Origin of the sequence: Hyphomicrobium sp. (assembly GCF_036833075.1) — a bacterium.
Taxonomy (GTDB): Bacteria; Pseudomonadota; Alphaproteobacteria; order Rhizobiales; family Hyphomicrobiaceae; genus Hyphomicrobium_C.
This window is the reverse complement of record NZ_DAITQL010000118.1, coordinates 1-10,030: the sequence shown is the minus strand read 5'-3', so window position 1 is coordinate 10,030 and position 10,030 is coordinate 1. Positions and strand designations below refer to the sequence as shown.

General features: G+C 68.1%; 16 protein-coding genes. 14 read left to right on the top strand and 2 right to left on the bottom strand.

The features are described from left to right. Positions 1-180 precede the first annotated feature (180 nt). Complete coding sequence (locus V7082_RS20295) at positions 181-519, bottom strand: hypothetical protein (RefSeq protein WP_334151397.1); 339 nt, start codon at positions 517-519, stop codon at positions 181-183. Positions 520-728: 209 nt separating this feature from the next. Between V7082_RS20295 and V7082_RS20290 the strand changes: the two genes are divergently transcribed. The 5 genes from V7082_RS20290 (at position 729) to V7082_RS20270 (ending at position 3,630) form a co-directional block, all read left to right on the top strand. Further along, positions 729-1,322, top strand: coding sequence for an HdeD family acid-resistance protein (locus V7082_RS20290; RefSeq protein ID WP_334151395.1), 594 nt, complete (start codon positions 729-731; stop codon positions 1,320-1,322). 78 nt (positions 1,323-1,400) lie between these two features. Beyond that, a complete protein-coding gene (ruvC, locus tag V7082_RS20285; protein ID WP_334151394.1) occupies positions 1,401-1,931 on the top strand; it encodes a crossover junction endodeoxyribonuclease RuvC in 531 nt (176 codons plus the stop codon). Further along, complete coding sequence (ruvA, locus tag V7082_RS20280; protein WP_334151392.1) at positions 1,928-2,554, top strand: Holliday junction branch migration protein RuvA; 627 nt, start codon at positions 1,928-1,930, stop codon at positions 2,552-2,554. Before ruvC ends, ruvA begins: the two co-directional genes overlap by 4 nt. A 246-nt stretch (positions 2,555-2,800) precedes the next feature. Continuing rightward, positions 2,801-3,259, top strand: a complete 459-nt coding sequence (locus V7082_RS20275) for a hypothetical protein (protein ID WP_334151390.1) — start codon at positions 2,801-2,803, stop codon at positions 3,257-3,259. 128 nt (positions 3,260-3,387) lie between these two features. After that, the gene (locus tag V7082_RS20270; protein WP_334151389.1) at positions 3,388-3,630 is read left to right on the top strand and encodes a hypothetical protein; all 243 of its coding nucleotides are present in this window, start codon (positions 3,388-3,390) and stop codon (positions 3,628-3,630) included. Positions 3,631-3,633: 3 nt separating this feature from the next. Here the strand turns inward: V7082_RS20270 and V7082_RS20265 are convergent, their stop codons facing one another. Beyond that, positions 3,634-4,149, bottom strand: a complete 516-nt coding sequence (locus V7082_RS20265) for a hypothetical protein (protein WP_334151387.1) — start codon at positions 4,147-4,149, stop codon at positions 3,634-3,636. A 269-nt stretch (positions 4,150-4,418) separates the two neighbouring features. On the opposite strand from V7082_RS20265, the gene ruvB reads away from it, so the two are divergent. From ruvB to V7082_RS20225, 9 genes are all read left to right on the top strand, one after another. Next, complete coding sequence (gene ruvB / locus V7082_RS20260) at positions 4,419-5,459, top strand: Holliday junction branch migration DNA helicase RuvB (protein WP_334151386.1); 1,041 nt, start codon at positions 4,419-4,421, stop codon at positions 5,457-5,459. Between the two features lie 61 nt (positions 5,460-5,520). Further along, positions 5,521-6,456 (top strand): metallophosphoesterase, encoded by a 936-nt coding sequence (locus V7082_RS20255; protein WP_334151385.1) that lies wholly within the window; start codon positions 5,521-5,523, stop codon positions 6,454-6,456. Between the two features lie 52 nt (positions 6,457-6,508). Further along, the gene (locus V7082_RS20250; protein ID WP_334151383.1) at positions 6,509-6,988 is read left to right on the top strand and encodes a YbgC/FadM family acyl-CoA thioesterase; all 480 of its coding nucleotides are present in this window, start codon (positions 6,509-6,511) and stop codon (positions 6,986-6,988) included. A gap of 42 nt (positions 6,989-7,030) precedes the next feature. Continuing rightward, positions 7,031-7,246 carry a YcxB family protein gene (locus V7082_RS21655; protein ID WP_442909832.1) on the top strand — a complete coding sequence of 72 codons (216 nt, stop codon included), beginning with the start codon at positions 7,031-7,033 and terminating at the stop codon, positions 7,244-7,246. Beyond that, entirely contained in the window at positions 7,243-7,902 is a 660-nt protein-coding gene (locus V7082_RS20245; protein ID WP_334151382.1) for a carbonic anhydrase, read from the top strand. The genes V7082_RS21655 and V7082_RS20245 overlap by 4 nt, the downstream gene beginning before the upstream one ends. Beyond that, positions 7,899-8,225: a YnfA family protein gene (locus V7082_RS20240; RefSeq protein ID WP_334151380.1), complete on the top strand. Its 327-nt coding sequence runs from the start codon at positions 7,899-7,901 to the stop codon at positions 8,223-8,225. The genes V7082_RS20245 and V7082_RS20240 overlap by 4 nt, the downstream gene beginning before the upstream one ends. A gap of 239 nt (positions 8,226-8,464) precedes the next feature. Next, a complete protein-coding gene (gene tolQ, locus V7082_RS20235) occupies positions 8,465-9,178 on the top strand; it encodes a protein TolQ (protein WP_334151378.1) in 714 nt (237 codons plus the stop codon). A gap of 9 nt (positions 9,179-9,187) precedes the next feature. Beyond that, positions 9,188-9,643 carry a protein TolR gene (gene tolR / locus V7082_RS20230; RefSeq protein WP_334151377.1) on the top strand — a complete coding sequence of 152 codons (456 nt, stop codon included), beginning with the start codon at positions 9,188-9,190 and terminating at the stop codon, positions 9,641-9,643. A 190-nt stretch (positions 9,644-9,833) separates the two neighbouring features. Further along, positions 9,834-10,030, top strand: a 197-nt coding sequence (locus tag V7082_RS20225; RefSeq protein ID WP_442909831.1) for a hypothetical protein, incomplete at its 3' end; no start/stop codon positions are given.

The following is a 10,030-nucleotide window of genomic DNA, read 5'->3' as shown; positions in this document are numbered from 1 at the left end:
GGGCTTCTCGAACCGCATGGCCGATACCGCCGTCGCGATGGGCAAGCTGATCTAAGTCGGATCCGCCGAGCGGAATACAGTAAGGGCGGCGCGATCGGATCGCACCGCCTTTTATTTATGTGCGGGAAGGGTGATGCAGCCGCCTCGTTCCGCCAATGCGCAGGGCGCGCGTGCGCAGCCTCAGCGCCAGAACCAGCCAATGGCGACGAGCACGGCGCCCCCCAGCAGCATCAGCATCGCGATCATGTTGAAGACCTTGGCGACGAAGTGGCCGATCACGGTGCCGGCCGTGCGCCGCGCCTTGCCGGAGAGCGAGGCCTCACGCGCGATCTCGTTGTACTTCTGCTCGAGCGCCGTCGGACTTGCCGCCGAGCGCTTGCCGCGGGCGACCTGCCAGGCGCTGTCGAAGGCGGCGCCGGCCAGATCGTAGCGCGAGACGCGCCACATGATCAGCAGGCCGAGCACGGCAATCCCCACGCCCCAGATCATCATCCATTCGTTCGTGCCGAGCTCCGGCATGGCGTCCCCTCCTCTCGCGGGCCCGCGCCGGCCCGGTCCGTCCTGGGAGGGCCTGCGAGGCGCGCTCTCATACCCCGGCGTCGCCACGGTCGCGTAGGGTTAAGTTCCGGTAATGACGATTTTTCTGCTCTGGGCGTGCAACGGGAGGCGCTAAGCTCGCGTTGAGCACGCACGGCCGGATCCCACCCGGCCCCTCTGGGAGATGACACATGCAAAGCTCACCCTATGCCGCCCCTCCGGGCTCCGTCCGGATGCGTCCGATGCTCGACGGTCTGGCCAGGAACTGGTGGATCATCCTCTTGCGCGGCATCCTCGCCCTGATCTTCGGACTCCTTACGTTTGTCTGGCCGGGCATCACGCTCGCCGTCCTCGTTGCCTTCTACGCGGCGTTCGCGCTGATCGACGGCGTCCTTTCGATTGCGGCGGCGATCCGGGGTGGGTCGCCCGCGCCGCGCTGGTGGCTGGCGCTGGTCGGTGTGTTCGGCATCGCAGCCGGCGTGCTGACCGTGCTCTGGCCGCAGATCACCGCGCTCGTGCTCCTGATGTTCATCGCCGCCTGGGCCATTGCCACGGGCGTCATGCAGATCGTCGGGGCCATCAAGATGCGCCACGAGATCGAGGGCGAGTGGCTGCTGATCGCGAGCGGCGTCCTCTCGGTGCTGTTCGGCCTGCTTCTGGTCGCGTGGCCTGGGGCCGGCGCGCTTGCCATGATTCTGGTGATCGGCGCCTATGCCATCCTCTTCGGCATCCTGCTGATCGGCTTCAGCCTGCGGCTCCGCCAACATGCGGCGGTGCGGATTTAAGGCCGCAGCCTGACAGGCTTTCCCGCTTCGGGCGCGGGGCGACCCGCGAATCACCTGCGCCCGTGCTATGCGGGGAGCATGCAGGCAGGCGCACATATCCGCATCATCGGCATCGATCCGGGGCTCCGGCGCACCGGCTGGGGCGTCATCGAGACGGATGGCGTGCGCCTCAGCTATGTCTCGTCGGGCCTCATTACCTCGAGCGCGGGCGAGGATCTCGCCTACCGGCTGCGCGAGCTGTTCGAGGGGCTCATGACCGTGATCGCGGCCTCCGGCGCGCGTGAGGCCGCCGTCGAGGAGACCTTCGTCAACGAGAACGCGCGCGCAACGTTGAAGCTCGGCCAGGCCCGCGGCATGGCGCTTCTGGCCCCGGCCATGCGCGGGCTCGCTGTCGCGGAATATTCGCCGAACCTCATCAAGAAGTCGGTCGTCGGCGCGGGGCATGCGGAGAAGCGCCAGATCCAGGCGATGATCGGCTTCCTGCTCCCTAAGGCCCGCGTCGAGAGCGCCGACGAGGCGGACGCCCTCGCCATTGCCATCTGCCATGCGAACCACCGCGGCGCGGCCGCGCTGGCGCGCCGGGTCGCCCGGGAGGAGGCGCGCGGATGATCGGCCAGCTCAAAGGCATCGTCGACGCGATCGGAGAGGCTCACGCCATCGTCGATGTCGGCGGCGTCGGCTATGAGGTGCAACTCTCCGCGCGCACGCTGCGCAATCTGAAGCTCGGCGAGCCGGTGGTGCTCACCATCGATACGCATGTGCGCGAGGATGCCATCCGCCTGTTCGGCTTCCGCAGCGAGGTGGAGCGGAGCTGGTTCCGCACGCTGCAGAACGTGCAGGGGGTCGGCTCCAAGGTGGCGCTGGGCGTGCTCGGCGTGCTGTCGACTCAAGACCTCGCCAACGCGATCGCGCTCGGCAACTGGGCGGCGGTGGAGCAGGCGCCCGGCGTGGGCAAGAAGCTCGCGCTGCGGATCGTCGCGGAATTGAAGGACAAAGCCCCGGCGCTGTCGGTGGCCGGGCTCGATGGGCCGGCCTCGGCCTCCGCCGGCAAGGCGCCGGCCGGCGCCTCCGGCGAGGGACTGGCCGCGGCCGAGGCGATTTCGGCGCTCACAAATCTTGGATACAACCCGGCCCAGGCGTCGGCAGCGGTGGCGGCCGCCATGGGCGAGCTAGGCGCCGATGCCGACACCGCCAAGCTCATCCGGCGCGGCCTCAAGGAGCTGGCGCGGTAGGGGGGCGAGACCGCGGACGCCCGTGCGGGTGGCGTCTGGTTATGACGCCCAGCGGACAATCCCCTTCACCTCAACTGGCTGAGTATGCCAACATCATCCGGCCCGCGACGCGCGCGGCGAGGTTTGATCCATGCTCCACGCTTGGCCGCCGACGGGGGCATCGTCATTCCCGCCCGTCTCCGGCCACTACGCGCCACCGGCTCGTCTACGATCTCTCCATCGTCCTCATTCAACGAGGTTCGTGCCATGCGTATCGCTTCCGTTGCCCTGATCCTGACCGGCCTTTTCTGCAGCGGCGCATCGGCCGCGCCGACGGCATGCGGGCTCGTCTCCGCCGCAGACATGAGCACCGTTCTCGGCAGCGCGGTGAGCGCTGTGGCCGACGACCGGGGCGGGCAGACCAAGTGCACGTATGAAACCGCCGGCGGCGAGCTCGGCGCACCCTACGCCGAGGTACAACTGAACTGGGGCGATGGGGCGACCGGCATGCAGGGGGCCGGCCTCATGGAATCCGAGCTCGGACCTGCCATGGATAAGCTCGCGGGCCTCGGAGACCAGGCCACGACGGTGGGTCCGATGATCCTGATCCGGCGCGGCGAGGATCTGATCACGCTGGTGATCTCCGGCGTGCCCAACAGCACGGCGGCCGCCAAGAGCATCTACGGTCTGCTCGACGCCCGGCTGCCCAAGGCGGCGGCTCACTAACGTGCTTCCGGAAAAGTGGGAACCGGTTTTCCGATAGGAAGCACGAAAACAAAAAAGCTGGAGCCGTTCCCAGAATCCATCAAAAGCGGAACGGCTCTAGCTAGAGTGTCGCGCCAATTGGAGGCCGCATGTGCAGGCTGTTCTCATTTCCGGTGTGGCTCGTCGGGTCCCTGATCTGGACCGGGGTCATCGCCTATTTCGGATACACGAGCGCGCCGCACGTGCCGCTCGACATGTCGCCCAACGACCCGGCCACGGCCGAGGCCTTCCGGGCGGCCGCCGCGCGGCACGCGCTGATGTTCGGCCTGCTCGCGGCGGGGCCGCCGGCGATCGCACTGATCGCGGGGCGGCTCCTGTGCCGGAAGGACTGACGGTCAGGCCGCGCTCGGCCCCGGATCGTCGTCGTCGCCGAGGCCAGCAGGCGCTGCGCTGCCCACGCCTTCGAGGGTCCGCGCCCGCCGCGGCTCCAGGCGGACGACGCTGCCCGTCGCCCCGCTCTTGCGGGCGGCTTGAGGCTGCCGGGCGACGCGGATGAGGCGGATCGGCTCGATGATCCCGTTCGCCTTGCGCACCGAGAACACCTCCCCCTCGCGCAGACCGAGGAGCGCGAGGCCGCGCGGCGTCGTGACGGGAAGGGCGAGGCCGTCGGCCGGGCCGATCTCGCCGCGCGTCAGGATGCGGCTTTCGGTGAAGCCGCCGCCGACGCTGAATTCGACGCGGCTGTCGAGCGTGGCGACGCCGGGATCGATGGCGTCGTCGGACACAATGGCCGCCTCGGCGAGCTTCCGGCTCACGATCTCGCGATAGGCGTCGTCATGGTCCTTGGACGAGAGCAGGGTGCGCAGATAGTGGGCGTCTTTTTCCGTGATGAGAGGCTGAGCAGAGGTCATCGCAAACTCCGTGAACCCCGGCCGGAAACCGGCGAGGCTTTAAGGATTCAGGTTTTTGGGTGTGAACGGGCGTCCCCTGGCTCCGGCAAACGTAGGCCGAGCCAGGGCTAGACTCCTGCGATGAGGCGACCTGAAAGGAAGTCTGATGTACCCATGGCGCAATCATACCAGAGGTCGGCCATGCGAGGGAAGGGCAGGGGCATGCGGCCGCGTGCCGGTCCGGCCCGCCCGCGCTTGACGGCAGAAGCAAACACGGCCACGAACAAAACATGACCGATCGCTTGATCAGCGGAGTGAAGTGCGAGGCGGACGCCTACGAGGCGTCCATCCGGCCGCGCTCGCTCGACGAATTCGTGGGCCAGGAGCAGGCGCGCGCGAACCTGCGCGTGTTCATCGAGGCGGCCCGGGCCCGCGGCGACGCGCTCGACCATGTGCTGTTCGCCGGCCCCCCCGGCCTCGGCAAGACGACGCTGGCGCAGATCATGGCCAAGGAGCTGGGCGTCGGCTTCCGTGCCACCTCGGGGCCGGTGATCTCGAAGGCCGGAGACCTCGCCGCGCTCCTCACCAACCTCGAGGAGCGGGACGTCCTTTTCATCGACGAGATCCATCGCCTCAATCCGGCGATCGAGGAGATCCTTTATCCCGCGATGGAGGATTTCCAGCTCGATCTCATCATCGGCGAGGGGCCGGCCGCGCGCTCGGTGCGGATCGATCTCGCGAAATTCACGCTCGTGGGCGCAACGACGCGCGCGGGGCTGCTGACGACCCCCTTGCGCGACCGGTTCGGCATCCCGATCCGGCTCAACTTCTATACGATCGAGGAGCTTGAGAGCGTCGTAACCCGGGGCGCGCGTGTGCTCGGCGCACCGATCGCGCAGGACGGCGCCATCGAGATCGCGCGCCGCGCCCGTGGGACGCCGCGCATCGCCGGCCGCCTGCTCCGCCGCGTGCGGGACTTTGCGGCCGTCGCCAGGTCGCCCGTCATTAATGCGCAGGTCGCGGACATGGCGCTGCGCGCGCTTGAGGTGGACGAGGCCGGCCTCGATGCGCTCGATCACCGCTATCTCACCTGCATCGCCGTGACCTACGAAGGCGGCCCGGTTGGGATCGAGACGATTGCGGCGGCGCTGTCCGAGCCGCGCGATGCGGTGGAGGAAATCGTCGAGCCCTACCTCCTGCAACAGGGCTTCATCGGGCGAACGCCGCGCGGGCGCGTGCTGACGATGAAGGCCTTCCGCCATCTCGGACTGTCGGGCCCGTCGCGCACGACGACGCCGGAGTTGCCGATGTTCGAAGGCGACGAGGAATGAGCCCCGTGCGACGGCCGGATGTCATGATGCCGATGCGCGCTGAGCCTGACGAGACCTGCTTGTGATCACGCGCCGAACCCTGCTCAAGACCCTGGCGTTTTCGGGCGTGGCGAGTTTCACGCTCGGCAGCTATGCGGTCGCGGAGGCGCTCCGGTTCGGCGTGACACGCTATGCCGTCTCGCCGCCAGGCTGGCCGGAGGGGCTGTCGCTGCGCCTCGCGATTCTGACCGACTTGCATGTCTGCGAGCCCTGGCTCGGGATCGACCGGCTCCGCCACATCGTGGCTGAGACGAATGCGCTCCGCCCCGATGCCGTGCTGCTGCTCGGAGACTATGTTCCGGGCGCACAGCTCCTGTGGTTTGGGCAGCGGCGTGAGAACGCGGAATGGGCCGCCGTGCTCGCGGGGCTCAAGGCGCCGCTCGGCGTGCACGCCGTGCTCGGCAATCACGACTGGTGGGAGGACATCGAGGTCCAGCGCCGCCGGTCGGGGCCCGTGCCGGCCGGCGTGGCGCTCGTGAAGGCCGGCATTCCCGTTTACGAGAACGATGCCGTGCGGCTCGAGAAGGAGGGCCATCCGTTCTGGATCGCCGGCCTCGGCGACCAGTGGGCGTTCTGGCCGCGGCAGAAGCCTGACGGCCTCGCCTTCCGGGGCGACGCCTATGAAGGGGTGGACGACCTCGCCGGCACGCTCGCCAGGATCACGGACGATGCGCCCGTGATCCTGATGATCCACGAGCCGGACATCTTCCCCGAGGTGCCCGCCCGCGTGGCGCTGACGGTGGCGGGGCATACCCACGGCGGGCAGGTGCGGGTTCTGGGCTATGCGCCCGTCGTCCCCTCCCGCTATGGTCAGCGCTATCTCGTCGGCCACATCGTCGAGGAGGACCGCAACCTGATCGTCTCGGCGGGGCTCGGCTGCTCGAAGCTTCCGATCCGGCTCGGCGCGCCGCCCGAGATCGTGCTCGTCACGGTCGAGACGGGCCACACCTACGCATGATCTTCCCCCTCTCTTCCTTCGGATCCCAGTCGAGGACGTCGAGCCAGCACCCATGAGCGACACCGCGAGCCAATGGCCGGATCTTGCCGGCCGCATCATCGATGACGAAACCGGGCGGCGGCACGTGCTGCCGGTGCGCGTCTATTTCGAGGACACGGACGCGGGCGGCATCGCCTATCACGCCTCCTACGTCCGCTGGTGCGAGCGCGGGCGGACGGATTTCCTGCGCCTGCTCGGCACCGATTCGCGCCGCCTCATCGACGGCTCGGAGAGCCGCGAGCCCGCAGCCTTCGTCGTACGCCGCATGAACTGCGAGTTCCTGCGCCCGACGCGCATGGACGACGTGCTCGTCGTCGAAACGCGCGTGAAGGAGGTCGGCGGCGCGAGCGTTGCCTTGCTGCAGACCGTGCTCAACGGCGAGCGGCGCGTGTTCGAGGCGGAGGTGACGGTGGTGCTGGTGGCCGTGTCCGGCAAGCCGCTTCGGGTTTCGCAGGAGGTGCGCGCCGCGTTCGCGCCGACGGCCGGCACCTGAGCCACACATCCCGTCTCCATTTTTCCCTGCCGTCGATGCTGCATGGACAAGCCGCGCCCGCCCGGGAATGATCGGCGCGACATGGGCAGGTCAAGCGTCACCGAGGTTTGGGAAAGACCGGACTATTGGATGATCTTTACGGCTCCGAGCCAGTTCATGACGCTGCCGGTTCAAGACCTGACGCCAGCAGATCGGACGTTTCTGCGATCCAAAATGCCGCCCGCAGTGACGGGCCTCGCCGGGGGAGAGACAGCATGACGACCTCGAAGGACACCAGCGGCGTCGATCTCGACATCAAGGACGCGATCGAGGGCCACGAGCGGTTTCGCCGGGCGTTCGAGCGCGAGGAGGCCTTCTATAAGACGCTAGCCACGGAGAAGCAGACGCCGCGGCTGCTCTGGATCGGCTGCTGCGACAGCCGCGTCGTGCCCTCGCAGATCATGCAGGCGGATCCCGGAGAACTGTTCGAGGTGCGCAACATCGCCAACTGCGTGCCCCCGGCCTGGGCCGATGACGAGGCCGTCGGCGCGGCGATCGAATACGCGCTCGCTCACCTCGGCATCGACGACATCGTCGTGTGCGGCCACACCGGCTGCGGTGGCATCGCGGCGCTGGCCGGGCCTGTTTCGCCCGGCAGGGACGCCCATCTCGCGCGCTGGGTCGAGTACACGCGGCCGGCCCATCGGCTCGTCGCTGCCGCACGCGTGCCAGACGGCGAGCGCAGCCTCGCCACCATCCGCGCTCACATCCAGTTCCAGCTCGACAACCTGATGACCTACGAGAGCGTTGCGCGCGGTGTCGCGGACGGACGCATCGGCATCCACGGCTGGCTCTACGACATGGAGGCGGGCGAGATCCAAGCCTACGATCCCAAATCCGGCGCGTGGCAGGGGCTTCTGGATCGCGCCGAATGACCACGGTCGCCACCTTCGCGCTGACGGCGCTGCTCGAGATCGCCGGCTGCTTCGCCTTCTGGGCCTGGGCGCGGCAGGGAGCGTCCGCCCTCTGGCTCGTGCCGGGTGTCGCGGCCCTGATTGGGTTCGCCTGGATGCTGACCCGCATCGACAGCGATTTCGCCGGGCGCACGTATGCCGCCTATGGAGGCATCTACATCATGTCCTCGCTCCTGTGGCTGTGGGCGTACGAGGGCATGCGCCCGGACCGCTGGGATGTGCTGGGCGGGCTCGTCTGCCTCGCCGGCGCAGCGCTGATCCTCTACGGCCCGCGCTCCGTCTAAGCCGTTGGAAAGGCGGGCGCGGCACCATTTTTCCGTCATATTGCGCGGCAACAAGGTGCTTGATGGTCCGTGCGCGCCAGTGCACGTTGCGTTCGCCAGGGGGGCGCGATTGCCGAGTCGGCTTATTCTTCTTCACGGGGCACGCGGCCGCCCGCTCTGATCATGGGACCGGTGATGCACGCGTCGGACGGGCCGTCCGCGGGCGATCATGGCCCGAGTCTCGAAAGACGGTTGACGCAATGAACCCCGAAGACGTGACGCAGACCACTCTTGCGCCTCAGGCGCATGGCGTGTCCTTCATCGAGCTTTTTCTTCAAGCCTCCCCAATCGTACAGTTCGTGATGGTCGGCCTCGGGCTCGCCTCGATCTGGTCGTGGGCCATCATCATCGAGAAGCTCATCGCCTTCCGGCGCGCGCGCCTGGCCGCGGACCGCTTCGAGCAGACGTTCTGGTCGGGCCAGTCGCTCGACGAGCTTTACACCGCCCTCTCGCGCAGTCACACGATCTCCATGGCGGCCCTGTTCGTGGCGGCCATGCGCGAGTGGAAGCGCTCCGTCGAAGGCAACATCCGCGCCCTCGGCGGCATTCAGCTTCGCGTCGAGAAGGTGATGGACGTCACCATCAGCCGCGAGATGGAGCGGCTGGACCGGCGCCTCCTGTTCCTCGCGACGGTCGGATCGACCGCGCCGTTCGTCGGCCTGTTCGGCACCGTCTGGGGCATCATGCAGAGCTTCCAGGCCATCGCCATCTCGAAGAACACGAATCTCGCAGTCGTCGCGCCCGGCATCGCCGAGGCCCTGTTCGCGACCGCGCTCGGCCTCATGGCGGCCATCCCGGCGGTCATCTTCTACAACAAGTTCTCGGCGGATTCGGCGCACATCAGCCAGCGGCTGGAAGCGTTCGCGGACGAGTTCGCGGCGATCGTCTCGCGCCAGATCGACGTGAGGAGCTGACGGCCGCCCATGGGCATGAGCATCAAAGCCGGCGGAGGCGGGCGGCGCAGAAGCCGCCGCGGACGCCACGCGCCGATGAGCGAGATCAACGTCACGCCGATGGTGGACGTGATGCTCGTGCTGCTGATCATCTTCATGGTGGCCGCGCCGCTCCTGACGGTCGGCGTGCCGATCGAGCTGCCGCAGTCGCAGGGCAAGCAGCTCGAAAGCAACCACGAGCCGCTCACCATCTCGGTTTCGTCCAATGGCGATGTTTTCATCGGCGAGACGCAGGTTCCCCTCGACGAGGTCGCGGAGAAGCTGAAATCGATCGCGAAGAACGGCGTGGACGAGCAGATCTTCGTCCGCGGCGACAAGGGCACGAACTACGGCATGATCATGCGCGTGATGGGGCGGATCAGCGCCGGCGGGTTCAAGAAGGTCTCGCTCGTGACGGAAGTGGAGGACGGGGCGAGCGCGCAATGACGGAGCTTTCCGAGGGCCAAGCGCCCTCCCGAAGCTTTGGCGAGGACGGCGGCATGAGGCAGTCGAGACGAGGGAGCGGGACGCGCGATCGCGTCCATGCGCTGGCGTCGTGGGAGCCCGCGCCTGTCTCTCTGTGCGCAATCGCTGGCCGTGCCGTCTCACGTTGGCTCCTCTCCATGGGAGGTGCGCCGTGCCGCTCGGCCTGACCCTCTCCATCCTTCTGCACGGCGGCGCGCTGGCGTGGATGTATCTCGCCATGCTCTCGACGGCACCGCTGAAGCCGCCGGAGCCGGCGCCGATCGAGGTGGCGCTGATCACGCCGTCCGATCTGCTGGCGCTCAAGAAAGGCAGCACGACCGCGACCGAGCTCGAGGCGAAAGCCAAGGA

Coding starts and splice junctions, on each gene's coding strand:
- V7082_RS20295 (WP_334151397.1), bottom strand. CDS start 519: ATGCCGGAGCTCGGCACGAACGAATGGATGATGATCTGGGGCGTGGGG.
- V7082_RS20290 (WP_334151395.1), top strand. CDS start 729: ATGCAAAGCTCACCCTATGCCGCCCCTCCGGGCTCCGTCCGGATGCGT.
- ruvC (WP_334151394.1), top strand. CDS start 1,401: ATGCAGGCAGGCGCACATATCCGCATCATCGGCATCGATCCGGGGCTC.
- ruvA (WP_334151392.1), top strand. CDS start 1,928: ATGATCGGCCAGCTCAAAGGCATCGTCGACGCGATCGGAGAGGCTCAC.
- V7082_RS20275 (WP_334151390.1), top strand. CDS start 2,801: ATGCGTATCGCTTCCGTTGCCCTGATCCTGACCGGCCTTTTCTGCAGC.
- V7082_RS20270 (WP_334151389.1), top strand. CDS start 3,388: ATGTGCAGGCTGTTCTCATTTCCGGTGTGGCTCGTCGGGTCCCTGATC.
- V7082_RS20265 (WP_334151387.1), bottom strand. CDS start 4,149: ATGACCTCTGCTCAGCCTCTCATCACGGAAAAAGACGCCCACTATCTG.
- ruvB (WP_334151386.1), top strand. CDS start 4,419: ATGACCGATCGCTTGATCAGCGGAGTGAAGTGCGAGGCGGACGCCTAC.
- V7082_RS20250 (WP_334151383.1), top strand. CDS start 6,509: ATGAGCGACACCGCGAGCCAATGGCCGGATCTTGCCGGCCGCATCATC.
- V7082_RS21655 (WP_442909832.1), top strand. CDS start 7,031: ATGGACAAGCCGCGCCCGCCCGGGAATGATCGGCGCGACATGGGCAGG.
- V7082_RS20245 (WP_334151382.1), top strand. CDS start 7,243: ATGACGACCTCGAAGGACACCAGCGGCGTCGATCTCGACATCAAGGAC.
- V7082_RS20240 (WP_334151380.1), top strand. CDS start 7,899: ATGACCACGGTCGCCACCTTCGCGCTGACGGCGCTGCTCGAGATCGCC.
- tolQ (WP_334151378.1), top strand. CDS start 8,465: ATGAACCCCGAAGACGTGACGCAGACCACTCTTGCGCCTCAGGCGCAT.
- tolR (WP_334151377.1), top strand. CDS start 9,188: ATGGGCATGAGCATCAAAGCCGGCGGAGGCGGGCGGCGCAGAAGCCGC.